The following is a 23321-nucleotide window of genomic DNA, read 5'->3' as shown; positions in this document are numbered from 1 at the left end:
CCCACCCTGGAACGCATTCCAAATGTGGGAGCGAGCCTGCTCGCGAAGGGGCCAGCCGAAACACCACTTGTCTCCGGTGCTCTGATCGTTCCCACGCGCAGCAAAGGAATGCCTCAACCGGACGCTCCGCGTCCTCTGTGCAGGGGACGCAGAGCGTCCCGGGCTGCATCCCCACGCAGAGCGTGGGGACGATCATTTGAAACATCTGTCGACTAGCCTGGTCTGTCTCAGCTGCTAGGCTGATTCCCAGGCCTTCCTTCGACAGACTTTTGCCCATGCTCGCGCGCCTGCTGTTTTTCTGCGGTCTCTGCCTGGCCTCCCAGCTGGCGATGGCCATGACCATCTACAAATCCACCGACGCCAACGGCGTGGTCTCGTACAGTGACCGCCCGAGCAAAGGCGCGAAAGTGTTCGTGTTTCAGGACCGCATGGTCGAGCGCCTCGACCGCCAGGTGTACCTGGACATCAAGAAGCAGAAGGGCGTTGATGTGGTATTTGCGCGCAACGATCTGTACGCGCCGGTCGAGGTTGCCCTGGCCTTCATCGGCACGAGCAATGTGCGTGGCGCGCCGTCGCGAGCGATCCGTCGTGTGCTGCCACCGCGCAGCAACACGCGGCTGGCGCTGCTGACGGCGATCAGTCGTGACCAGCCGCTGGTGTATTCGCCGCAGTTCCAGTATTCGCTGGGCGACCCCGCAGGCACCGCGCAGAGCTATCGCTATCCGCTGCCCTGGCGTGGCGGGCCGTTTCGCCTGAGCCAGGGCGCCAACGGCCAATACAGCCACTACGGGCCGAAAAACCGCTACGCCATGGACATTGCCATGCCGGTGGGCACGCCGATCATCGCCGCGCGAGCGGGTGTGGTAGTCAAGACCGAGAACTCCCAGAGCGGGCGCGGTACCGATGCCTCCGGCAATTTCGTCCGAGTGCTGCACGACGACGGCACCATGGGCGTGTACCTGCATTTGAAACAGGGTTCGGTGAGCGTGCGCGAAGGCCAGCGGGTCAAGGTCGGCAGCCCGCTGGCGCTGTCGGGCAACACCGGCAACAGCAGTGGCCCGCACCTGCACTTCGTGGTGCAGCGCAATACCGGCGAAGGACTGGTGTCGATTCCCTACCAGTTCAACCAGCCGATGGGGGCGTTGCCCAACTTTGCGTTGGGCAAGCAGTAGGCGCGATAGGGTGTTGAGGGTTTTTGTGGCGAGGGGATTTATCCCCGTTGGGCCGCGAAGCGGCCCCAAATATTGCAACTCTGTACTAACTGACTGCATTCAATGGTTTTGGGACGGCTGCGCCGTCCAACGGGGATAAATCCCCTCGCCACAAGAGCCCCCCAAACTCCCATCAATCGAGCATCAACACCTTGGCCAGGACAATCTTCGGCCCTTTCATCTTCTTGATGATGATGCGCAGGCCTTCGACTTCCAGCACTTCTTCCTCTTCCGGCACCCGTTTCAGGGTTTCGTAAACCAGCCCGGCGAGGGTTTCCGCTTCGATGTGATCGAGATCGATGCCGAGCAGGCGCTCGACCTTGAACAACGGCGTATCGCCACGCACCAGCAACTTGCCCGGCTGATAGGCGAGGATGCCGCGCTCTGCCTTGCGGTGTTCGTCCTGAATGTCGCCGACCAGCACTTCCAGCACGTCTTCCATGGTCAGGTAGCCGATGATGTTGCCGTCAGCCTCCTCGACCACGGCGAAGTGCGAGCCACCCTTGCGGAACTGCTCCAGCAGCTGCGACAGCGGCATGTGCCGCGATACGCGCTCCAGCGGGCGGGTCAGCTCGGCCAGGTTGAACGACTCGGGAATGTGGTCCAGCGCGGCCAGTTCCAGCAGCAGATCCTTGATGTGCAGCAGGCCGACGAACTCCTGGCGCTCGCTGTCGTACACCGGATAACGGCTGAACTTGTGGCGACGGAACATCGCCAGGATTTCCTTCAGCGGCGCGTTGAATTCCAGGGTGATCAGGTCTTCGCGGGAGTTGGCCCAGTCGACCACTTCCAGCTCGCCCATTTCCACGGCCGAGGCCAATACGCGCATGCCCTGATCGCTCGGATCCTGGCCACGGCTGGAGTGCAGGATCAGTTTCAGTTCTTCGCGGCTGTAATGGTGTTCATGGTGCGGGCCGGGTTCACCTTGCCCGGCGATACGCAGAATCGCGTTGGCGCTGGCATTGAGCAGGTAGATCGCCGGGTACATCGCCCAGTAGAACAGGTACAGCGGCACCGCCGTCCACAGCGACAGCAGCTCGGGTTTGCGGATCGCCCACGACTTGGGCGCCAGCTCGCCGACCACGATGTGCAGGTACGAAATGATGAAGAACGCGGTGAAGAACGACACGCCTTTGATAATCTCGGGCGAGTCGACGCCGACCGCGCTCAGCAGCGGTTCGAGAATATGCGCGAACGCCGGCTCACCGACCCAGCCCAGACCGAGAGAGGCGAGGGTGATGCCGAGCTGGCACGCCGACAGGTAGGCATCGAGCTGACTGTGCACGGTGCGCAGGATGTGTCCGCGCCAGCCGTGTTGTTCAGCGATGGCCTCGACCCGGGTCGAGCGCAGTTTGACCATGGCGAATTCCGCCGCAACGAAAAAGCCGTTGAGCAAAACCAGGATCAGAGCAAAAAGGATCATGCCGAAGTCGGCAAAAATGGTCGCGAGGGACAAGCCAGGGGAAGGGTCCATGATGGAGTTTTGCGGGTTCCGTGTGATTCGAAAGTGGGGAGAAACAGCGCCTGAAAGGCAGGCACAAGTCAGCCAATGTAGCGGCTGACCGTGCGATTGCCTAGTGGCGTGTGCCGGGCGGCATCACTCGGCGGCGCTGATCGCCCGTGCGCTGGCCACCTGGGCCGGGGCGAAATGGCAGGTGAACGTGCTGCCGTGGCCGGGCACGCTGCTGATCTCCATGCGCGCGCGGTGGCGCAGCAGCACGTGCTTGACGATGGCCAGGCCGAGGCCGGTGCCGCCGGTGTTGGAGTTGCGGCTGGAATCGACGCGGTAGAAACGTTCAGTCAGGCGCGGCAAGTGTTTGCTGTCGATGCCGATGCCGGAATCCTGCACGCTCAGGTGCGCACCTTGCTCGTCGCCCCACCAGCGAATGCGGATGTTGCCCTCGGCCGGGGTGTACTTGACCGCGTTGAACACCAGATTGGAGAACGCGCTGCGCAGCTCGGCCTCGCTGCCCTTGAGCAGCACTCCGGCATTGGCCTCGAGGCTGATGCGCTGGTTCTTCGCCCCGGACAACTGCTGCGCGTCGCTGGTGATTGATTGCAGCAGTGTGTCGATCTGCACCGGCTGGTTGTCCGACGGGTAGTCGGTGGCTTCCAGCTTGGCCAGCAACAACAGGTCGTTGAGCAGCGTCTGCATGCGCCCGCCCTGTTGCTGCATCTGTTGCAGAGCACGGCTCCAGCGCGGGTTCACTTCTTCGACATTGTCGAGCAGGGTTTCCAGATAGCCGCAGATCACCGTCAACGGTGTGCGCAGCTCGTGGGAGACGTTGGCGATGAAGTCCTTGCGCATCTGTTCCAGCTGATGAATGCGCGTCACGTCGCGGACCAGCATCAGGTGTTCATTGTTGCCGTAGCGCGTCAGGTACAGCTGAATGCGCACGCGATCGTTGGTCGGCGAAGGGATTTCCAGTGGCTCGGCGAAGCTGTCCTGCTCGAAGTATTCCTTGAAGCGCGGATGGCGCACCAGGTTGGTCACCGGTTGGCCGCTGTCCTGCGGAGTCTTCAGGCCGAGCAGGGTTTCCGCGGCGCGGTTCCACCATTCGAGGTTGCCGTCGCTGTCGAGCATGATGACCGCGTCTTTCAGCGCGGCGGTGGATTCCTGCACCCGGTCGATCACCGCTTGCAGACGTCCGCGCACCCGTTGGTCGCGGCGTTGCAGGTGATAGATGCTGTCGAACACCTCGCCCCACAGACCATAGCCATCGGGCGGTGCTTCGTCGGGTTGATGCTGGCGCAGCCATTCGTGCAGACGCAGCAGTTGCTTGAGCGTCCAGGCCAGATAAAGACCCAGACCCGCCGCGAGGCTCCAGCCGTAATAGCCGGTGATCAGGCCGATCACCAGGCAGGCGGTGACCAGCAACAGCATGTGGCGAATCAGGGTGCCATGCCAGTTTTGATTCACAGAGGCGTCCTTAGCCGCAGCTTCAAGTTTCAAGCCGCAAGCTCCAAGCTAAAGCGGATCGGCTGTTACTTGCCGCTTGTAGCTAAAAGCTTGCAGCTGCTTTTATGCTTTTGTAGAGAACCGATAACCGGTGCCGCGCACGGTTTGTACCAGATTTTCGTAAGCGTCGCCGAGGGCCTTGCGCAGGCGGCGGATGTGCACGTCGACGGTGCGCTCTTCGACATAGACGTTGCCGCCCCAGACCTGGTCGAGCAACTGGCCACGGGTGTAGGCGCGTTCCTGATGGGTCATGAAGAATTGCAGCAGGCGGTACTCGGTCGGGCCCATCTCGGCGGGTTTGCCGTCGATGGTCACGCGGTGGCTGATCGGGTCGAGCAGCAGGCCGCCGACTTCGATCGGCGCTTCGCCATCGGTCGGTCCGGCGCGGCGCAGCACTGCCTTGAGGCGGGCGACCAGTTCACGCGGCGAAAACGGTTTGGTGATGTAGTCGTCGGCGCCGACTTCCAGGCCCTGGATCTTGTTGTCCTCTTCGCCCTTGGCGGTGAGCATGATGATCGGGATGTCCCCGGTCAGCTCGTCACGCTTGAGGCGCCGGGCCAGTTCGATGCCCGAGGTGCCGGGCAGCATCCAGTCGAGCAGGATCAGGTCCGGTTTGCGGTCGACAATGATGGCGTGAGCCTGCTGCGAGTTCTCTGCCTCGAGGCAGTCATAGCCGGCCATTTCCAACGCCACGGCGATCATCTCGCGAATGGGCGCTTCGTCGTCGACGATCAGAATGCTCCTGCCAACCATGCCTTAATCCTCTTGTCATTTAACTGTCTTGCGCCGCATTAGATAACGGAATTATTGCAGTCGTGTGACAGTATTTCAGGCGCGCAACATTTGCACCCATCCTCGACTAAGCTCTAAGTCCGAATCCTGACAACCACAAAAGAAGGTTTCCATGACTCAGATGACTGCTTCGTTCAAAGCCCTGCTGATGGCTGCCGCCCTGACATTGCCGGGGCTGGCCATGGCGGCCGATCCGGCGATGGAAAAGGACGGCATGTACACCGATCAAAAGGGCATGACCCTGTACACCTTTGCCAAGGACTCCGCTGGCAAGTCCGCGTGCAATGACAAGTGCGCGGCAAACTGGCCGCCGCTAATGGCGACAGCGAATGACAAGTCGATGGGGGACTGGACGGTAATCACTCGTGATGATGGCAGCAAGCAGTGGGCCTACCAGGGCATGCCGCTGTACACCTTTGTGATGGACAAGAAGGCCGGCGACATGACCGGCGACGGCAAAATGGACGGCGCCTGGAAAGTCGCCAAGGCCAAATAACGCAAAAGATCGCAGCCTTCGGCAGCTCCTACACTGGAATGTGTACGACCTGTAGGAGCTGCCGCAGGCTGCGATCTTTTCAGTCAGCGCAGTGCGTAATCCAGCACGATCCCGACAAATATCGCCAACCCTGCCCAATGGTTGTGCAAGAAGGCCTGGAAGCAACGCATACGGTCCTTGCTGCGCGTGTACCAGAACTCCCACGCATAACACCCGGCAGCCACCAGCAAGCCGAGGTGGAACCAGATCCCCAGCTCGAACTTCGACCCGGCCAGGATCAGACCGCCCAATGACAGCGCCTGCAAGCTGAGGATGATCACCCGATCCGCCTCGCCAAACAGAATCGCCGTGGATTTCACGCCGATCTTCAGGTCGTCATCGCGATCGGTCATTGCGTAATAAGTGTCATAACCCACCGTCCACAGCAGATTGGCGATCCACAGCAACCACGCCGCTGCTGGCAACTCGCCGGTCTCAGCGGTAAAGGCCATTGGCATGCCCCAAGAAAACGCCGCCCCCAGCACCACTTGCGGGTAGTAGGTGTAGCGCTTCATGAACGGATACGTGAATGCCAGCGCCAGACCGCCCAGCGACAGCCAGATCGTCGGTGCGTTGGTGCACAGCACCAGCAGAAAACTGATGCCCATCAGCACGGCAAAGAACACCAGGGCTTCCTTCGAGCTGATCCGGCCAGCAGCAAGCGGCCGTTGCGCGGTGCGTTTGACGTGGCCGTCGACCTTGCGGTCAGCCCAGTCGTTGATTACGCAGCCGCCGGCACGGGTCAACACCACGCCGAGGACAAAGATGACGATGTTGGCCAGCGACGGCGAACCCTTGCCGGCAATCCACAACGCCCACAGCGTCGGCCACAGCAGCAGGTAAATGCCGATCGGCTTGTCCATGCGCGTCAACTGAACGAAATCCCAGGCGCGCGGGTTCAGACGGTTGAGGGACTTGAGCAGGCTCTGATACATCAGCAGTTCTCCGGATGGGCGCGGGCGACGTCCCACAGGCTCGGCAGGAAGATTTCCGCGACCAGCACGCTCAGCGCGCCACGGTCGAAACGCGAACGCCGGCCCCACAGCTCAGGGGCTTGTACCGCTGGCGGCAACCATTGTTCAGGGTAGTGGCAGACTTCAATGGCGCGGCGCTGGAACGCCCGATCGCAAAACAGCAATTCGCCCAGCGAGCGGCTGCCCAGTTCATCCATGTGCAAACCATCACCTTGCAGGGCCGCCCGCGAGGCAACGCTGCGGGCAAACACCCAGGCCTCGCCGTGGCCGCGCAAATACACCTCGCGCACCCAGCCTTCGCTGCCCTCGGCCAGATCCAGTGCCGCGCATTCATCAGCGCGCAAGGTGCCCCAGCCTTCGAACAGCGGCGACACGCTGAAGCCGTCCTCGGACAAACGGGTCAAACGGCGGGTCAGCGAGCCTTCGTCGAACAACCAGTCGAGGGTCAACGGATCGGGGCGGGGCGTCAGGCGGTCTTGGGTCAGCCAGAGCGGGGCGGGGCAGGCATTTGAATGTTGCACAATGAGTCATTATTGGCCGCAAATGAGGCGGCGAGCTTACCATGGCGGGCGACAGGATTGAGCGGCGCCGGCCGCCGTTGCGCCGAACAGGCTTGCATCTGCGCGGCACCCTCAGTACAAAACGCCCTGAGCCGGATGGCAACGCAGCACCCATCGACCGTCCGCGCCGGCACTACGCCTGAACCCTGAGGAAGTACCTGTATGAAGAAGTGGCAATGTATCGTCTGTGGCCTGATCTATAACGAAGCCGAGGGCTGGCCGGATGACGGCATCGCGCCGGGCACCCGCTGGGAAGACGTACCGGCAGACTGGCTGTGCCCCGACTGCGGCGTCGGCAAGATGGACTTCGAAATGATCGAAATCAACTAAGCAAATCAGAGGAGTAAGGCATGAGCGCACCAGTCGTCATCATCGGCACCGGGCTTGCGGGCTACAACCTGGCCCGCGAGTTTCGCAAGCTCGACAGCGAAACCCCGCTGCTGCTGATCACCGCCGATGACGGCCGCTCTTACTCCAAGCCGATGCTCTCCACCGGTTTCGGCAAGAACAAGGACGCCGATGGCCTGAGCATGGCTGAACCCGGCGCCATGGCCGAGCAGTTGAAGGCCGAAGTGCGCACCCACACGCGCATCAGCGGTATCGACGCTGGCCACAAACGCTTGTGGATCGGTGAAGAAGCCGTGCCCTATCGCGACCTGATTCTGGCCTGGGGCGCGGAAACCGTGCGCGTGCCGATCGAAGGCGACGGCGCGGAACTGGTGTTCCCGATCAACGATCTCGAAGACTACGCGCGCTTCCGTGCCGCAGCGGCGGGCAAGCGTCGGGTGTTGTTGCTCGGCGCCGGGTTGATCGGCTGCGAATTCGCCAATGACCTGATTCTCGGCGGCTACGAAGTGCAACTGGTCGCGCCGTGCGAACAGGTCATGCCGATGCTCTTGCATCCCGCCGCTGCGGCGGCCGTGCAGGCCGGGCTGGAAAGTATCGGGGCGAAGTTTCACCTTGGCCCGGTGTTGACCCGGCTGGAGAAAGTCGCGGATGGCCTCGAAGCGCACCTGTCCGATGGTCAGATCATCCCGTGCGATGTAGTGGTCTCGGCGATCGGCCTGCGCCCGCGCATCGATCTGGCAGCGGCTGCCGGCGTGCAGGTCAATCGCGGTGTGATGGTCGATCGTTACCTGAAAACCTCCCACGCCAACATCTACGCCTTGGGCGACTGCGCCGAAGTCGACGGGCTCAATCTGCTCTACGTGATGCCGCTGATGAGTTGCGCGCGCGCGTTGGCGCAAACCCTCGCAGGAAACCCGACCGCGGTCAGCTACGGGCCGATGCCGATCACCGTGAAAACCCCGGTGTGCCCGCTGGTGGTTTCGCCGCCGCCACGGGGCAGCGAAGGCATTTGGAGCGTCGAAGGGCAGGGCGCCGACATCAAAGCGCTGTGCCACAGTGCCGACGGTCAGTTGCTCGGTTACGCCCTGACCGGCGGGGCGGTCATGGAAAAACTGACCCTGAACAAACAGCTGCCGCCGCTGCTGGCGTAAATGCCGGTCGTTCTGTCGCAAACACCGCTCTTTTGCCCCGACAAAGGTCTTGGGGAGACTGGCGCCGCCGTTGGCGGCGTGCCATTCTCACTCCCGTCTGCCGCAGAGTAGAGCCTGCGGCGCCTTGGGCGCTGTTCCAACGAGAACAGCACGGACATAACAACAAAAAACCGTCAAAGGGGCTTCACTAATGCGTAAACCAGAACTCGCCGCTGCAATCGCCGAAAAGGCAGACCTGACCAAAGAACAGGCCAATCGCGTCCTCAACGCCGTCCTCGAAGAAATCACCGGCGCCCTGCACCGCAAGGACAGCGTGACGCTGGTCGGCTTCGGCACCTTCCTGCAACGCCACCGCGGCGCCCGCACCGGAAAAAACCCGCAGACCGGCGAACCGGTCAAGATCAAGGCCAGCAACACCGTGGCATTCAAGCCAGGCAAATCGTTGAAAGACAGCGTCAATCCTTGATGGCGGCGTACTCCCCTGAATGACGGGGAGAACCGCAAATGAGAAATGGGCACACCGATTGCGGTCGGGTGCCCATTTTTTGTGGTTGGAGCATTCGTCTAGATCAGACGGAGAAGAAGTAACGCGTCAGGTGAAAGAAGAGCGGTGCCGCGAAGCATATCGAGTCCATCCAATCGAGGATTTCGCCGTGACCTTTGATCATTGTGCCCCAGTCCTTCGCGCTCAGACTGCGTTTGATAGCGGACATGACCAAGCTGCCTAGCCAGCTTGCGGCAGTCATTGGGACTTAAGCGTCGGCAGCACGCCGACTACTCGGTCATCCGAACTGTTAATCGCAATGGCTTATCCTGGAATTGCTCAATTCGTAGCCTGCCCAAAATTTCATCGTTGGTACTCCGCCCTTTGCATACCAATTCATATTTGAAGACTTTACTTAACCGGGAGTCCGCATATTTACACTCGACTGAAAGCAAGTTCTCGTTCGACCCATGCTCGTCCAGTGGTTCATCTGCCAGGTCATTAATATGTATCCAGACGGCGCTTAAGCCAAGTTTCTCTGGATCCTCAGTCATGTCCATGATCCAGATCTTGATTTCGCTGAGGAGCGTGAGACAGCCCCCAATGCTGGGAAGTAATTTGACGTTGAACTTGGCGGTCTGCGCAGTGGGTTGCCAAGGTTGTTTAAATTTTTTGACTCCAAGGTTGGGGTCTCTTGCGTAGTTTTCTGGCGCGTAACAGTAATATGGGGAAAACGGCTGATAGTACGCTTCGGCGGTGACGCTAAAATTCGCAGGGATGTCCATGTTCAGTGTTGCCGAACTCGAGAACGAGTTGCATCCAGTTCCAAATATTATGAAGCTGGCCAATAACAAAGCGCGGATCGAGTGCGTTGCAGTGGCGAAGTTTAACTTGGGGGATAACGAGAGCATCGGTACTTCCTTGTTGACTGATTAAGTTAAATGAACGAATCAATATCCAGCTGAAACGGCGCGCCAACTGCATGTCCACCGGTCATCGCGGCGATAGCGGCGTCGTGGTCTTCAGCGGCTGGCGGGATCATCGCCAGTTGCTCCTGAACCAGGTTTTCAGGGTGGGCGTTCCAGCGCAGCAGACTTTCCTCGACCCATTCGGGCTGGTCAGCATAGCTGCCGTAAACGGCGGTCTCAGTGACCCGTTGACTGCGCAGCGCTGTCAGGCGGGCCTTGGTCATGCTGATCTTGTCTATTTCCTGATTGAGCATCAGCGTCTTGTGCGCGCGCTCCTGCTCTCGCACGTAAGAACGGTGGTTATTTTGCAGATCGCGCTTAACGGCCCGCAGCTGTTGCTGAATATTCTCCAGGGCGCTGCTGATCCACTCGTATTCGCGATTGGTCACCAGCGAACGCTTGCGCTGCAGTGCTTCCTGCCAACGGCGCAAGCTGGCCCAGCAGCCGGGGATGTAGCTGCCGACCATTGAGTGGTGACCTGCGGAGAACAACTGCCGCAAAAACGATCCGCGTTCGGGCAAGCCGTTGGTAGCGCGCAGGGCCTTGGCGCAGCCGTGATCGACGATCGTGCTGCAACCCGGCTCCCAGAGAAGGGAGGATCGGTGGTCCTTGTCGAACTCAACGGGCATGAAATGGCGCAAAGCACCGTGATGCCCATAGTCGTCGCCAAAGAAATTGATGATTCCCCAGATCAGCAGGCCGAGGCCGGCGACCGGGTTGAAGCCCAGCACCACGGCGTTGGTTGCGTACATCGGCCCAGGCTTGGCGAAAGTATTCATCCATGTGGCGGGAACGCTCGGAACCGGGTCGTTCTGATTGACGATGCGGTGGTGGGCCAATGCTTTGGCGCTTTCGATGAACGTGGTGTCACCAGCGCGGGGGGCGCCGTAGGTGTAGAGCACGATTTGCGGGGAGAACTCCAGGTTGCGTCTCAGCATCTCGGACAGGATCAATGCAACTGCACCGCCCAGACTGTGACCCGTGATCAGCAGCTTTTGCCCGCTGTAGAATTTTTCCAGATAAGTCACGATAAATGGGTAAGCCGCCAAAGCGCCACCGTAGAAACCGCGGTGCACTTTGCCTTCGCCTTCGCCTTCGCCTTCGCCTTCGCCTTCGCCTTCGCCTTCGCCTTCGGCAAAGGGAACCTGATAGGCATCGCCGTCACGCCGGCCGTCGGGCCAGATCTCACTGGTACCGCGTACGCTGATCAGGATCAGTTCGTCGTGGTGGCAGATGAAGGCCTGAGTGTCCGTGCTTTCGACGTGTTTGCGATCATCGAAAAAATGCAGTCTGGCGGGGTGTTCTTGTTGGTTCCCTAACGCGGGGTCATTCACTTCGGGGTAAAGGTTCGGGTCGAACGGTACCACTTCCAGGCGTTTCGAATACGGTACGTCTTCGTACAGTGGGTAGTATTTCTGCGATTGTGAGTCATCGACCTTCCATAACTCATCGAACTGCGGCAGCGCGTGGCCGAACCAGTTGCCGCTGCTGGGCTGTAGCGGAAAGCTTACCGTGTCGGTCTGCACCGGTTGAGTGTTGGGTTCCTGTCCGAAATCGGTGTAGCTCAGCGTCGCCATCACCGACAGCTGATAAAGGTTGAGCGCGCAGAACGCGTCGCCTGTCGACAGCATTGGCCGTAGCGCTCTCATCGGCCGTACTTCCAGCACGTGGTGTTTATTCGGCAGCAGTGCGACGCCCTTGGGCGGCGGCGGGGAAAACCCCAACTCGACGGTGGCCATCTCCGCCGGACTCAGGATTGCGTGCAGTCCGCCATCCGCGGCGGTTTTATCGACGAGCGTGAAGTCTCTGGACTTCGCCGCCGATCGCATGAGCTTGTGTGCCGCCCTTTTCGGAGGGTCGCGACGAGCAGCCAGCGGCGGCAGGTGGGCGATGTGCTTTACCAGTTCACTGACTTCGACCTGACAGTACGCGTCGGTTTCGGGCAGGTCCTTGGCGGGGTTGGCCTGGGTGCGAGTGCCTGTTTTGTGGAAGAAGCGGGTTTTTTCGGCGCGGACCTGGAGTTCGGTGATGGGGAGGGGATAGTGGGGGCGCTTTTGCAAAAATGTGTAAGATTTTTCGCTGCCTTGATAGCGGCTCTTCAATTTGAGTACTAGTGGACCGCAATAATGATCGTCGATCTTTGCAGATCCAGTCGCATCAAGTTTTCCGCTATGGACCGTGTCTTCGTAATCAATCACTTCGTAAGACAGACCAGCGTATGGCTTACCGTCGCCGAACTCGTCCACTAGCTGGAAGCTGGTACGATGGCCGCGTTTAGGGCAGGCATGTATGTCGCCCTGCATGAAGCGCAAATCGGTCGCCGAGAGAGTCTCAATGTTCATGGTGACCCTTGCTCCGTGCATCCCGGATAGATGGTGCAAACCCGCCCATCGACCATTTTGAAAGTGCTGAAATCTTTGTCGTTGCCGTAGCAAAAGGCGTATTGATCCTCGAAGTTGTCACCCATACAGCGCTTCCAGCCGCGGGGTACTTTGATCCAGGTATCGCCGATGGCTGGAAGTTCTTCACTTGCCAGCCTGACCTTCAGCGTCACCGTTTTGCCCTCAAGTTGAGTCAATGTGTACGCCGTGGAAGGTCTCGTTCGCAGCACGTTGCCCTGTGCATCCAAGTTTTTGCAGGTCAGCAGTTTGATCAGGGAACGATGTGGACCGACGGTGCGGAATGACCACCTGCATTCACCATAAAACTCACCCTTGCCGTCCTCACTGAAAGTCCCCATCTGTCGTTCCAACAGCTCCGGGCGTACAGCAATCGAGGCGTAGTCATAACTGAAGTTGCTTCGCCCTGAACCATAAATACCGATGACCTTGATCTCGATGTAATTCAGCGCCAGAGGACATTCGCTTACGGTTCTGTAAAGCGGGATCTCGGAAGTCCCTTCGTACTTCATATTGGTTTTGTTGAATCCCAGCTGAGTGTTTCTCCCGCCAGGCACGGTGCATGTTTGGCCCTTGGCCGGAACATAGGTGGCCGTCAGGTCGTACTTGAATCCAGGTGGAAAATCCGGAACAAACATAAAGGTGTTCGGGGTCTTCACCGTCGTACAACCCACCAGCAATCCCAGGCAACCACTCAGCAGCAACCCTCGTTTCAAGTGCCTCATCGACCTACCTCTCCCTGCCAATACAACGCTTCCTGATATACCCGCTTAAAATGCATCGCCGGATCTTCACCGGGTTTGGGCAGCCATGATTTGCCTGGCCGATATCCCGGTAACTGCAAACTGCGGGTCAGCAAGAAATGCACTTGCTCCGGTTGTTGCCAGCCCCACAAGTGCGTCAGTTGAATCAGGCCCCACAGCCACTCATCGACGTCGAGCTGTTCGGCCAGCGTGGCCATTGCTTCGGTGTGTTCGCCGACCAGATAACGGCGGGTGTTGTCGAACAGCACGTTGGCGTAGATCAGCTCCGGGGTCGGCGTGTGCAGCCAAGGCGGATCCATCGGCAGCGGGTGGTGGCCGGGGTCCGGGTTGTCGATGGCGTTCCATCGCTCTGCGTGCCAATAGCAGACGCTGTTGAATGGCCCGAGAAACGCCGCGCGGTGCTCGGGTTGCAGGTGCGCCAGCGCACGTCCCAGAACCGGTTGTCATGCACGCGGTACACCGCCTGATTCGGGCGTTCGCCGGTTATCAGGCGCTCGCGCCAATGCGCCGCCAGCAGATCAAGTTCGACGTGACGGGCACTGGCCAGCCAGCCCCAATTGCGCTCGGGCGTGGCGAGCAAGGTTTGGATGGCGGGATGCTGCGCCGTATCGATTTGCAACAGCAGCGGGCCGGTCGGCACCAGCGACTCGGCCGGCGTGCCGCTGGAGAGCGGACGAAACCGCTCGGTGCCGAGGTCGCGGGTCAACGCAGCGTGCTCTGCGCTTTGGCCGTCGGTGTCGAGCATCAGATACAGTTCGCAGCCGGCGCGGGACTGAGCGTGCAACCATTGTTCGACCGGGCTCATGCGACTTCTCCCAGCTCGCACAGACCCGCTGCGCAGGCTTCGCACAGCGGGCAAAAATCCGCTGCCTGCTGGCGGGCACTGTTGACGATCGACAGCGGCGTGGCGTTGATCGCAGCTGGCAGGCCGGCCTCAACTTGCAGCGTTTGTAGCGGTGCGAGACCCGGCAGTGGCGCGCCGCCCTGAACGATGGGCACGCTGCTGAAAATCCCGCCGGCATTGATCACGATGTGATGACCGCCCGCTGACAGCGTCAGGCTCATGCCGGCATCGATCACCACGTTGCTTGCCGTGACATGCGCCTGCTGGCCGGCCTGGATCACCAGAGCGCCCAGGGTCTGGCTGCTGGTGCCGCTGACCTGCAACAAGTCGTCGGCGTTGATTACTGTGCTTCGCAGTCCTTGATGAGTGCGCGAATCCTTGCCCTCGATGAGACTGGTGCTGTCATTGCCGACATGCTCATGGCGGTCGCGAGTGATCAGGCTGCGGCTGTCGTTGAGGATCAGTTGCTCGAGGTCGCGCTGCGCGCGCAGGTAGATCTTCTCCTGCCCGGCGCGATCCTCGATCGACAGTTCGTTGTAGCCGCCATTGCGCGGTGAGCTCTGGCTGCGTAATACCGTGCGGGTTTTACTCGCCGGCAAGGGATGGGCGACGGCATTGACCTTGTTGGCGATGCAGCCGGTAATCAGCGGTTGGTCCGGGTCGCCTTCCTGGAAGGTCACGACCACTTCCATGTCGACCCGGGGAATGGTCACCGCACCGAATCCGTCACCTGCCCAACTGGAAGCTACGCGTAACCAGCAGCTGCTTTTTTCGCTGTTGCGTTCAGCGCGATCCCAGGGAAACTCGACACGAACCCTGCCGTACTCATCGCAGAAGATCTCTTCTCCGGGAGGCCCGGTAACGCGCGCGGTCTGGCAGACCAGCAAGGGCCTTGGCGCGGGCAAAGGCGGACGGTAGACCACCTCTGCGGGAATGGCCCTGAAGGTATTGCGATAGCCTTGGGAAAAACCATCGGCAGGTTTCGCCTCGCTGCTGAAAGCCTCTTCGAGCACTGCCGGTTGCTTGCCTTCGTGACTGAGACTGACCAACAGCCACAACTCGTTGCAGTCGGCCCTGGGATGTTCGCTCAGCTCGAACAGGTGACCGCTGCGCAAAATCGCCTGATCGCTTTTGCCTTCAATCCATTGATAGTCGCTGCGATGGCGCTCCAAGGCCTGACGCGCCAGCTGTTTGCCGTGCTTCTCGGACTTCATCAACAGTGGATAGCGATACTCCTCCAGAGCCGGCGTGAACTCTGCGGTGACGCGGCTTTCCAGCAGCAGGCTTGGCCGCTTGAGGTCATAGTCACGGCGGGTGATGGTGCTGGTACGGGTGTTGAAGCCCATGTTCAGGTGGTTGACCACCGGGTGTTCGGCAACCATGCCGCTATCAACCCGAAAGGCTGTCGTACCCAATTTGGGTGCGAACACCGGGCTGTCGCTGAATACCAGTAAGTGCCCGTCGAGCGAATGTTGATGGTGCCAGGCGATACCCTCTTCGGCGCACAGGCGCTGGATGAACAGGAAGTCGCTTTCGCCGTATTGCGTGCAGTACTCACGAGGCTCACCGGCGGCGACATTGAACGTGAAGTCATCGGCCTGGATGCCATGCCCTTTGAGGACTTGCGCGACGATGTGCGGCACGGTCAGTTGCTGGAAAATCCGCTGGTCGTGGCTCAGTTGCAGATAATGCAGCGCCGGTACCAGTGACAGCTCATAGCGGGTCAGGCGCTTTCCCGATTCGCCGAGCATGACATTTTCGATCCGCCCGTGAATGCCTTCGCCCGCTAACCCGAATTGCAGAAAAGCAGGCTGGCTGAGCAGGCTTTCCAGACCGAAGTCCGCGTACTCGCTCACCAGCTCGATGCGAAATGCGTACAGCTGACTGATCGCTTCGGTGCCAGTGAACGCGAGCACCTTGAAGTCGTGACGAATGGCCGGGATATGCAGTGAGAATGGCGCGCAGTGGCCTTTGCCGAACATGGGCTTGTCCTTAAGCAAAGTGAGTCAAAGCGCGATACCGTCCTCCCTGATCGCCGCGCATGAAAAGTTGCCAAGGCAAGCTAGCGGCGCGGCAAACTAATTGATGTAAGAAGTATCCCTGAAATTTGTCAGAGTATTCCGGTGTGGAAGTCTTGGTTGGGATGCGAGAAGTGTCTGTAGGACGCGGCTCGGATAACTATCGAAGTGCCAGTATTTGCCGGGGAAGTAAAGTTTCAGAATAATGAAATGCCATCATTATAGTGGCACTTTTCGCATTGATCGTTGTCGCTGCAACTTCTCGATGGAACCCGATCATTTTCGGAAGTGTCCTACTTCTATTTTTTTTTGAATTTGGCATGCTGCACGCCGCTCGAGGGTGCGGGCGTCAGGTAAACTCGCCCGGCTGCGGCCGAGGCTCTGGGACAATGGTTTGGCGGGAGCCGGGAAAATCCGCCGATCAATAAACGGCATCAGGGAAACCCCTGCGACATATAGGGTGATCTCCTACAGACCTCAATGAACAGTTCGTCTTGTTGTTTAATCAGATGCTTGCTAGTGGCCATCATAGTGATTACGATGCGCCCACTTGAAAGAGCACATCTCAATTGGATGAGTCGCTGAACTGCTCTTCGATACTGTCCCGCGTTGCTGAAACTCCATTCGCGCGCATGACTGTAATCCTTAATAAAGGCCATGGATGTCCTACTCAAGCAAACTTTCCGCCCATTACCTCGAACTCGCAAAAGTCTCTGTTTCCAAAGAGAATTTCGCGGGCGAAGACGTTCGTTTTTCGAGCGAGTTCGAGGCGCTGGAAAGTGAGCTGGCCAAGGCTTCGTCGATGCACGAAAGCGGGCAGATCGACTGGCTGAAAATCCGCGAAAACAGCGAAAATCTGCTGCGTACCCAATCCAAGGATCTGCGTGTCGGCGCCTGGCTGACCTGGTCGCTGTACCAGCGCGAATCCTTCCCCGGGCTGCTCGCCGGCCTCGGTCTGCTGCACCATCTGTCGGAAAACAACTGGGCCGACGTTCACCCGCTCAAACCCCGCACCCGTGCCGCCGCGATCGGCTGGCTGGTGCCGCGTCTCGAGCAGGTCATCACCGAAAACATTGCGATCAAAGAGCAGTTGCCGATGTTCCGGCAGCTCTCCGAGCACCTGGCCGGCCTTGAGGCCGCGTGCACTGAGCATCTGGGCGATGACGCGCCGCTGCTGCTGCCGATCTCCCGCCGCCTGAAAACCATGATTCAGCGCGCCGCCGACAACCAGCCGGCGCCCGGTGTGGTGGGCGCGGCGGTGGCGCAGGTCAAGCAGGCCGCGACCCAACTGCTCACCCCTGGCGCGCCGATCGACAACGAGCGGGATGCGCACAAAGCCCTGCGCGCCCAGCAGGACAGCGCCCGGCCATTGTGTGCCTGGTGGCTGAAACAGAAAGCCACCGACCTGCGTGCCCTGCGCCTCAATCGCACGCTGCTGTGGATGACCATCGACGCGGTGCCCGAGCGCAACGCCGAGCAGATCACCGTGCTGCGCGGCCTGCCGCTGGAAAAACTCAAGCTCTATCAGGACCGTTTCGATCAGGGCAAATACGCCGACCTGCTGGTGGAACTGGAGGCGAGCCTGGCGAAGGCGCCGTTCTGGTTCGATGGCCAGAGGATGGTCTGGGAATGTCTCCAGAACCTCAACGCCGAGCTGGCCATGCGCGAAGTGGAAATCCACTTCGCGCTTTTGATTCAGCGCCTGCCGGGCATCATCGAGTTGCGCTTCCATGACGGCGCGCCGTTTGCCGATCCGTCCACCCGGGCGTGGATCGCCGCCAACGTCATGCCGCATCTGCAAAGCGCCAGCGCGCCGCGCAAGGTCGAAAGCGAGAACGTCGAAACCCAGCCGGCCTGGGAAAAAGCCCTCGAGGAAGTCCAGCCGATTCTGCGCAAGGAAGGTTTGAAGCCGGCCGTGCAGATTCTCAAGCAGGGTCTGCAATCGGCCCACGGTGGTCGTGAACGCTTCTTCTGGCAGTTCACCCTCGCGCGGCTGTGTTTCCTGGCCAAGAAATACGAACTGGCCAAGAACCAGCTCGAAACCCTCGATCAGACATTACAGGACTCAGGCCTGCACGCCTGGGAGCCCGATCTTGCATTGCAAGTGCTGCACCTGCTGCACAGTTGCTGCGAGTTGTTGCCGCAGAACCACGCCGTACGTGAAAGCAAGGAAGAGATTTATCGCAGGCTGTGCCACCTCGACCTCGAAGTGGTACTCGAATAGGCCCCAGGGCCACAACCGCAAGGAGAAAAGCCATGGCCAAAGAAGGCTCGGTAGCCCCCAAGGAACGCATCAACGTCACCTTCAAACCCGCCACCGGCGGAGCTCAGGAAGAGATTGAACTGCCGCTGAAGCTGCTGGCAATCGGTGACTACACCCACCGCAAGGACGATCGCAAAATCGAAGATCGCAAGCCGATCAGCATCGACAAGATGACCTTCGACGAAGTGTTGGCCAAGCAAGAGCTGGGTCTGACGCTGAGCGTGCCGAACCGTCTGCAGGAAGATGGCGAGGCTGAAGAGCTGGCCGTGCAATTGCGCGTCAATTCGATGAAGGACTTCAACCCGGCCAGCCTGGTCGAGCAAGTGCCTGAGCTGAAAAAACTGATGGAACTGCGCGATGCGCTGGTGGCCCTCAAAGGCCCGCTGGGTAACGCACCTGCGTTCCGTAAAGCGATCGAAGGCGTGCTCGCCGACGACGAATCCCGCGGTCGCGTACTCGGTGAGCTGGGCCTGAACGCCGCAGCCCCGGACGCCTGAGACTCCAGTAGCCAAGGAAGCCAACACAATGAGCACTAGCGCAGCACAAGAGAAGAGCGCCGCCAGCGGCGAATACAGCATTCTCGACAGCATCATCGCCGAAACCCGTCTGACCCCGGACGACGAAGCCTACGACATCGCCAAGCGTGGCGTGTCGGCGTTCATCGAAGAGCTGCTCAAGCCGCAGAACAACGGTGAGCCGGTCAAGAAAGCCATGGTTGACCGCATGATCGCCGAGATCGATGCCAAGCTCAGCCGTCAGATGGACGAGATCCTGCACCACCCGGATTTCCAGGCGCTGGAATCGTCGTGGCGTGGTCTGCAGTTGCTGGTCGACCGCACCAACTTCCGCGAAAACATCAAGATCGAAATCCTCAACGTCTCCAAAGAAGACCTGCTGGACGATTTCGAAGATTCGCCGGAAGTCATGCAGTCGGGCCTGTACAAGCACATCTACACCGCTGAATACGGCCAGTTCGGTGGTCAGCCGGTGGGCGCGATCATCGCCAACTACTACATGTCGCCTAGCTCGCCAGACGTCAAGCTGATGCAGTACGTGGCCAGCGTTTCGTGCATGTCCCACGCGCCGTTCATCGCTGCCGCCGGGCCGAAATTCTTCGGCCTGGAAAGCTTCACCGGCCTGCCGGATCTGAAGGATCTGAAAGACCACTTCGAAGGCCCGCAATTCGCCAAATGGCAGAGCTTCCGTACTTCGGAAGACTCGCGCTACGTTGGCCTGACCGTGCCACGTTTCCTGCTGCGCAACCCGTACGATCCGGAAGAAAACCCGGTGAAATCCTTCGTCTACAAGGAAACCGTTGCCAACAGCCACGAGCACTACCTGTGGGGCAACACCGCTTACGCCTTCGGCACCAAGCTGACCGACAGCTTCGCCAAATTCCGCTGGTGCCCGAACATCATCGGCCCGCAGAGCGGTGGCGCGGTTGAAGACCTGCCTCTGCACCATTTCGAAAGCATGGGCGAAATCGAAACCAAGATCCCTACCGAAGTATTGGTTTCCGACCGTCGTGAATACGAACTGGCCGAGGAAGGCTTCATCTCCCTGACCATGCGCAAAGGCTCCGACAACGCGGCGTTCTTCTCCGCCAGCTCGGTGCAGAAGCCGAAGTTCTTCGGCATCAGCGCAGAAGGCAAGGCGGCAGAGCTGAACTACAAGCTCGGCACCCAACTGCCGTACATGATGATCGTCAACCGTCTGGCTCACTACTTGAAAGTGCTGCAGCGCGAGCAACTCGGTTCGTGGAAAGAGCGTACCGACCTCGAGCTGGAACTGAACAAGTGGATCCGTCAGTACGTGGCCGACCAGGAAAACCCGAGCGCCGAAGTGCGTGGCCGTCGTCCGCTGCGCGCTGCGCAAGTGATCGTCAGCGACGTTGAAGGCGAGCCGGGCTGGTACCGCGTGAGCTTGAACGTGCGTCCGCACTTCAAGTACATGGGTGCCGATTTCACCCTGTCGCTGGTTGGCAAGCTGGACAAAGAGTAAGAGCGACTCATGGACGGATACGGCAGCCTGTTCGAGCGCCTCAACGGCGACGCACAACTACGCAAGGGCAACAGCCTTGAGGCTTGTGCCATGGCGTCAGTGGCTGCCCATCTGGCCAAAATGCTCAGCACCCGGGCCGGCAGCGTGCAAACGCTGGCCGACTACGGGTTGCCCGATCTCAATGACATGCGCCTGAGCCTGCACGACTCGCTGAGTCAGGCCCGTCTGGCTATCGAAAACTTCATCGAAGCCTACGAGCCGCGCCTGAGCAACGTGCGTGTCATTTCCCTGCCGCGTGACCACGATCAACTGCGCCTGGCCTTCAGTATCGAAGGCCTGCTGGAAGTCGAGGGTTTCAAGCGTCAGGTCAGTTTTTCCGCGCGCCTGGATGGCAGCGGTCAAGTCAAGGTCACCTAAGGAGATCCCCGATGTCTGGCAAACCCGCAGCACGCGTATCCGACCCCACCGCTTGCCCACTTCCTGGCCACGGTACCAACCCGATCGCCGCCGGTTCCGGCGACGTGTTCTTCGACGGCCTCGCGGCCGCCCGCCAAGGCGATGCCTCGGCGTGTGGTGGTGCGTTGGTCGGCGATCTTGCGACTACCGTGTTGATCAACGGAAAACCGGCCGCCACGGTCGGCTCCGTTGGCTCTCACGGGAACAAGGTTACGGCGGGTTCAGGGACGGTGATTATCGGCAATTCGCATACGCCAGCGCCATTTTCGGGGCTTGCCGCTATAGCGCTTGTCGCGGCGCTGGATTACCGACTGGGTTTGAAGTCCGGTGGCAACTCGGTACTGACGCCGCTGGAAATTCCAGACTTCGACGAGCTGAAATCAGGAACATCGAAAAACCGTGAGTTGGTCGATTTCGTTGTCGAGAACCGCATGGACGCAGCTGACAGTGTGAAGCTGGAAGTGCTGGACGGCGAAAAGCTGGTATACGCCGAAGCCAACACCGCGCCGTTCCTGCCACCAGGCAAGCATCCATGGCAATGGGACGGCTACGACACGGCCGGCATCCTTGATACCAAAGTCCTGAAAAGCCCGAACCTGAAAGTGCGCCTCACCGCGACCGGGGCGGGGAAACAGCACGTGACTGAAGTGAAGCTTGATTGCTCGGCTGGAGAGGTGAAGTGGGTCGATACGCGCATCGACCGCAACGCCAAGACCGTTGAAGTCACGTTACGCCCGAGCTTTTCAGACGGCGGCAGTAGTGGTTTCACCCCCGGACTGGTACCCACGCCTTTCAGCACGTTGCTCGGCTGGGCCAAGGAAGGTATCGAGTTGTACTGGTCGCGTAATGGCTCACGCGGCGGCGGTATCGCTGAGGGCATCACGACCAGCAAAGGCCTGTACAAAGTCACGGTCAAAACCGAGATCAACGTCGAGCCCAAAGCCGGGAATTTCCCTCTGATTGATTCGCTGTCGGCGGACTTCGGTCGTTCCACCAGTCTTGCGATTGCCAGAAAGGTTTATCACAACGCCGGTTATGCCTTTGACCAACTCGTCAAGCGGCAAGGCCTCACGGCTGCGAATGCTGCCAACTTTGCCCGGGAGGAGTTCAAAGAGACCTCGGCCCACGAGTTTGGGCATTTGATTCTCAACGAATACGGTGGCGGACTCATCCCGAGTTATTCCTGGACCCACAAAGAAACCTCTACGTTGATGCAGAACCCCAAGGCGAACCACCCGACGCCAGGCACGGGGGAAGTGGATGTCATGCATTATTTCAGCAGCTATACCCAGTCGGCTTCCAGTTTGCAGATGCGCATGGCCGCTTCCGAGCAAGACGTTAAAAGCCTGCTCTGGCTGGCAAGGATCGAATTTGATGACTAGATTCGCCGGCTTCATCCTGATGGTTTTTTCTCTGTACGGCTGCGCTGCGCAGCAGGTTTACAACAACCACGTGTACATCGAAAACCGCTGCGGCCAGCTTCTGGAATTGAAGGCTTCCAACAGCTCCAACATGCATTCGCTGGACCGCAACATGAAGGTCGGGGAAGGCGAGCGCGCGCTGGTGGCAAGCTTTGTCTCTTATGGCGAAGACGTGTTCGAGCAAATTCCGGGCAATTACCTGCTGACGATCAAGGACGCCGCTGGTACCAGGACCATCGACGGCCATGAGTTGAGTACGCGCCTGAATGGTGTGCGAAAGGTCAGCGAAGGGACACAGCGCGAGTGGACAATCAGCGAGGCATCGGTTTGTCCATGAAACTGCCAAGGACGATTTTGATGATGAGATGGGCAAGCTTCTTCGCGTCCTTCGTTTCGCTGACTGCATGCGCTGCGCAGCAGGTCTATCGCAATGATGTTTACCTGCTGAACACTTGTGGAGTACCACTGGAGCTGACGCTGGCGAACGACTCCAACTATGACGATCAGCCACGCAGTTTCACGTTAAACCAGAACCAGCGCAGTTCCATCGGTAACTACCAGTCATTCGGTGAAGACGTATCGGGTCAGATCAGCGACCAGTACAGCCTGTCGATCAGAAGCCAGAACGCGACTAAGTCCATCGATGCGCAGACCTTGCGAAATGAAATAGCGAGCACCAAAAAAACCGAAGAAAAAGCTGTCCGTTCGTGGACAGTCGATAACGGGGCTCTCTGCCCATGAAGCACTTGTTCGGGTTGGCTCGATGAAACCCAGAGCCTGGCAATGCCTCATCGCTTTTCTCAGCTCGGTCGGTTTGCTGACGATTGTGGTCGGCTTGACGCTGCTGGTGCGAATGGAAAGCTCGACCGAACCAAAGCTGTTCGCTCATCCCCACGCGTTGTGGGTTGGAGCCGAGGATGGCGGGGTATTCGTCGAGATTACCAAGCACGAAGCGCCGGACTATTACGTGGAAATTCGTCACGAAAATGGTGGGATGTGGACTGAAGGCTGGGTTCGATATGGCACCAGGGACAGCCATCCACTCAGCGCTGCGGCAATTGGTGGCTACGGCGGTGAAGAGCTCTATGTCTATACGGGTGTCGCGATCACGCCGCAAAAACAGGGAGTTGCGCAGCGATGAATAGATACGTGCCAGCGACCCCGGGGCAGGAG

At 59.6% G+C, this 23321-nt stretch carries 23 protein-coding genes and 2 pseudogenes; 13 read left to right on the top strand and 12 right to left on the bottom strand.

Annotated elements, in window-relative coordinates; translation table 11 throughout:
* Positions 1-275 precede the first annotated feature (275 nt).
* Positions 276-1172, top strand: coding sequence for a M23 family metallopeptidase (locus F8N49_RS04485; protein ID WP_151550901.1), 897 nt, complete (start codon positions 276-278; stop codon positions 1170-1172).
* 172 nt (positions 1173-1344) lie between these two features.
* On the opposite strand, the gene F8N49_RS04480 is transcribed toward F8N49_RS04485, so the two are convergent.
* The 3 genes from F8N49_RS04480 to phoB all read right to left on the bottom strand — a co-directional run bounded on the left by F8N49_RS04480 (position 1345) and on the right by phoB (position 4923).
* The gene (locus F8N49_RS04480) at positions 1345-2685 is read right to left on the bottom strand and encodes a hemolysin family protein (protein ID WP_016772486.1); all 1341 of its coding nucleotides are present in this window, start codon (positions 2683-2685) and stop codon (positions 1345-1347) included.
* A gap of 123 nt (positions 2686-2808) precedes the next feature.
* Positions 2809-4095, bottom strand: a complete 1287-nt coding sequence (gene phoR, locus F8N49_RS04475; RefSeq protein ID WP_256675398.1) for a phosphate regulon sensor histidine kinase PhoR — start codon at positions 4093-4095, stop codon at positions 2809-2811.
* Positions 4096-4233: 138 nt separating this feature from the next.
* Positions 4234-4923 (bottom strand): phosphate regulon transcriptional regulator PhoB, encoded by a 690-nt coding sequence (gene phoB / locus F8N49_RS04470; protein ID WP_007896474.1) that lies wholly within the window; start codon positions 4921-4923, stop codon positions 4234-4236.
* A gap of 151 nt (positions 4924-5074) precedes the next feature.
* Here phoB and F8N49_RS04465 point away from each other — a divergent pair, with 151 nt between their 5' ends.
* Entirely contained in the window at positions 5075-5458 is a 384-nt protein-coding gene (locus F8N49_RS04465; protein WP_071172081.1) for a hypothetical protein, read from the top strand.
* A gap of 83 nt (positions 5459-5541) precedes the next feature.
* Here F8N49_RS04465 and ubiA read toward each other — a convergent pair whose 3' ends face one another.
* A complete protein-coding gene (gene ubiA, locus F8N49_RS04460; protein WP_151550899.1) occupies positions 5542-6432 on the bottom strand; it encodes a 4-hydroxybenzoate octaprenyltransferase in 891 nt (296 codons plus the stop codon).
* Positions 6432-6992 carry a chorismate lyase gene (locus tag F8N49_RS04455; protein WP_151550898.1) on the bottom strand — a complete coding sequence of 187 codons (561 nt, stop codon included), beginning with the start codon at positions 6990-6992 and terminating at the stop codon, positions 6432-6434. The genes ubiA and F8N49_RS04455 overlap by 1 nt, the downstream gene beginning before the upstream one ends.
* A gap of 201 nt (positions 6993-7193) precedes the next feature.
* Here F8N49_RS04455 and F8N49_RS04450 point away from each other — a divergent pair, with 201 nt between their 5' ends.
* From F8N49_RS04450 to F8N49_RS04440, 3 genes are all read left to right on the top strand, one after another.
* Positions 7194-7361, top strand: a complete 168-nt coding sequence (locus tag F8N49_RS04450; RefSeq protein WP_053148867.1) for a rubredoxin — start codon at positions 7194-7196, stop codon at positions 7359-7361.
* A gap of 20 nt (positions 7362-7381) precedes the next feature.
* The gene (locus F8N49_RS04445) at positions 7382-8530 is read left to right on the top strand and encodes an NAD(P)/FAD-dependent oxidoreductase (protein WP_151550897.1); all 1149 of its coding nucleotides are present in this window, start codon (positions 7382-7384) and stop codon (positions 8528-8530) included.
* Positions 8531-8720: 190 nt separating this feature from the next.
* Complete coding sequence (locus tag F8N49_RS04440; protein WP_003213368.1) at positions 8721-8996, top strand: HU family DNA-binding protein; 276 nt, start codon at positions 8721-8723, stop codon at positions 8994-8996.
* A gap of 103 nt (positions 8997-9099) precedes the next feature.
* Here F8N49_RS04440 and F8N49_RS04435 read toward each other — a convergent pair.
* From F8N49_RS04435 to tssI, 7 genes and pseudogenes are all read right to left on the bottom strand, one after another.
* Positions 9100-9261 (bottom strand): annotated as a pseudogene (locus F8N49_RS04435) (phosphatidate cytidylyltransferase); the annotation flags it as partial.
* Between the two features lie 43 nt (positions 9262-9304).
* On the bottom strand, positions 9305-9925 hold the full coding sequence (locus F8N49_RS04430; protein WP_130928402.1) for a hypothetical protein: 621 nt from the start codon (positions 9923-9925) through the stop codon (positions 9305-9307).
* 26 nt (positions 9926-9951) lie between these two features.
* Positions 9952-12324, bottom strand: coding sequence for a lipase family protein (locus F8N49_RS04425; RefSeq protein ID WP_151550896.1), 2373 nt, complete (start codon positions 12322-12324; stop codon positions 9952-9954).
* Positions 12321-13106: a hypothetical protein gene (locus F8N49_RS04420; protein WP_122748268.1), complete on the bottom strand. Its 786-nt coding sequence runs from the start codon at positions 13104-13106 to the stop codon at positions 12321-12323. Before F8N49_RS04420 ends, F8N49_RS04425 begins: the two co-directional genes overlap by 4 nt.
* The gene (locus tag F8N49_RS28210) at positions 13103-13444 is read right to left on the bottom strand and encodes a hypothetical protein (protein ID WP_256675397.1); all 342 of its coding nucleotides are present in this window, start codon (positions 13442-13444) and stop codon (positions 13103-13105) included. The genes F8N49_RS04420 and F8N49_RS28210 overlap by 4 nt, the downstream gene beginning before the upstream one ends.
* Positions 13405-13950, bottom strand: a complete 546-nt coding sequence (locus F8N49_RS28205; RefSeq protein WP_256675396.1) for a DUF4123 domain-containing protein — start codon at positions 13948-13950, stop codon at positions 13405-13407. Before F8N49_RS28205 ends, F8N49_RS28210 begins: the two co-directional genes overlap by 40 nt.
* Complete coding sequence (gene tssI, locus F8N49_RS04410; protein ID WP_151550895.1) at positions 13947-15971, bottom strand: type VI secretion system tip protein TssI/VgrG; 2025 nt, start codon at positions 15969-15971, stop codon at positions 13947-13949. The genes F8N49_RS28205 and tssI overlap by 4 nt, the downstream gene beginning before the upstream one ends.
* Before the next feature lie 697 nt (positions 15972-16668).
* Between tssI and tssA the strand changes: the two genes are divergently transcribed.
* The 8 genes and pseudogenes from tssA (at position 16669) to F8N49_RS04370 (ending at position 23289) form a co-directional block, all read left to right on the top strand.
* Positions 16669-18231: a type VI secretion system protein TssA gene (tssA, locus tag F8N49_RS04405; protein WP_056790892.1), complete on the top strand. Its 1563-nt coding sequence runs from the start codon at positions 16669-16671 to the stop codon at positions 18229-18231.
* A 32-nt stretch (positions 18232-18263) separates the two neighbouring features.
* Positions 18264-18767: a type VI secretion system contractile sheath small subunit gene (tssB, locus tag F8N49_RS04400; protein WP_016772498.1), complete on the top strand. Its 504-nt coding sequence runs from the start codon at positions 18264-18266 to the stop codon at positions 18765-18767.
* A gap of 28 nt (positions 18768-18795) precedes the next feature.
* Positions 18796-20271 (top strand): type VI secretion system contractile sheath large subunit, encoded by a 1476-nt coding sequence (gene tssC, locus F8N49_RS04395; protein WP_016772499.1) that lies wholly within the window; start codon positions 18796-18798, stop codon positions 20269-20271.
* A gap of 9 nt (positions 20272-20280) precedes the next feature.
* Positions 20281-20688, top strand: coding sequence for a type VI secretion system baseplate subunit TssE (gene tssE, locus F8N49_RS04390; RefSeq protein WP_007920274.1), 408 nt, complete (start codon positions 20281-20283; stop codon positions 20686-20688).
* An 11-nt stretch (positions 20689-20699) separates the two neighbouring features.
* Positions 20700-20993: pseudogene (locus F8N49_RS28445) on the top strand (PAAR domain-containing protein); the annotation flags it as partial.
* Between the two features lie 1108 nt (positions 20994-22101).
* The gene (locus F8N49_RS04380; protein ID WP_039757329.1) at positions 22102-22485 is read left to right on the top strand and encodes a hypothetical protein; all 384 of its coding nucleotides are present in this window, start codon (positions 22102-22104) and stop codon (positions 22483-22485) included.
* Positions 22482-22889, top strand: coding sequence for a hypothetical protein (locus F8N49_RS04375; RefSeq protein WP_178116910.1), 408 nt, complete (start codon positions 22482-22484; stop codon positions 22887-22889). The genes F8N49_RS04380 and F8N49_RS04375 overlap by 4 nt, the downstream gene beginning before the upstream one ends.
* Before the next feature lie 22 nt (positions 22890-22911).
* The gene (locus F8N49_RS04370; protein WP_122748273.1) at positions 22912-23289 is read left to right on the top strand and encodes a hypothetical protein; all 378 of its coding nucleotides are present in this window, start codon (positions 22912-22914) and stop codon (positions 23287-23289) included.
* Positions 23290-23321: the final 32 nt, after the last annotated feature.

The sequence above is a fragment of the Pseudomonas sp. GXM4 genome, assembly GCF_008923895.1.
In the GTDB taxonomy this organism is placed as follows: domain Bacteria; phylum Pseudomonadota; class Gammaproteobacteria; order Pseudomonadales; family Pseudomonadaceae; genus Aquipseudomonas; species Aquipseudomonas atacamensis.
This window is presented reverse-complemented; position numbering and strand designations above follow the sequence as displayed.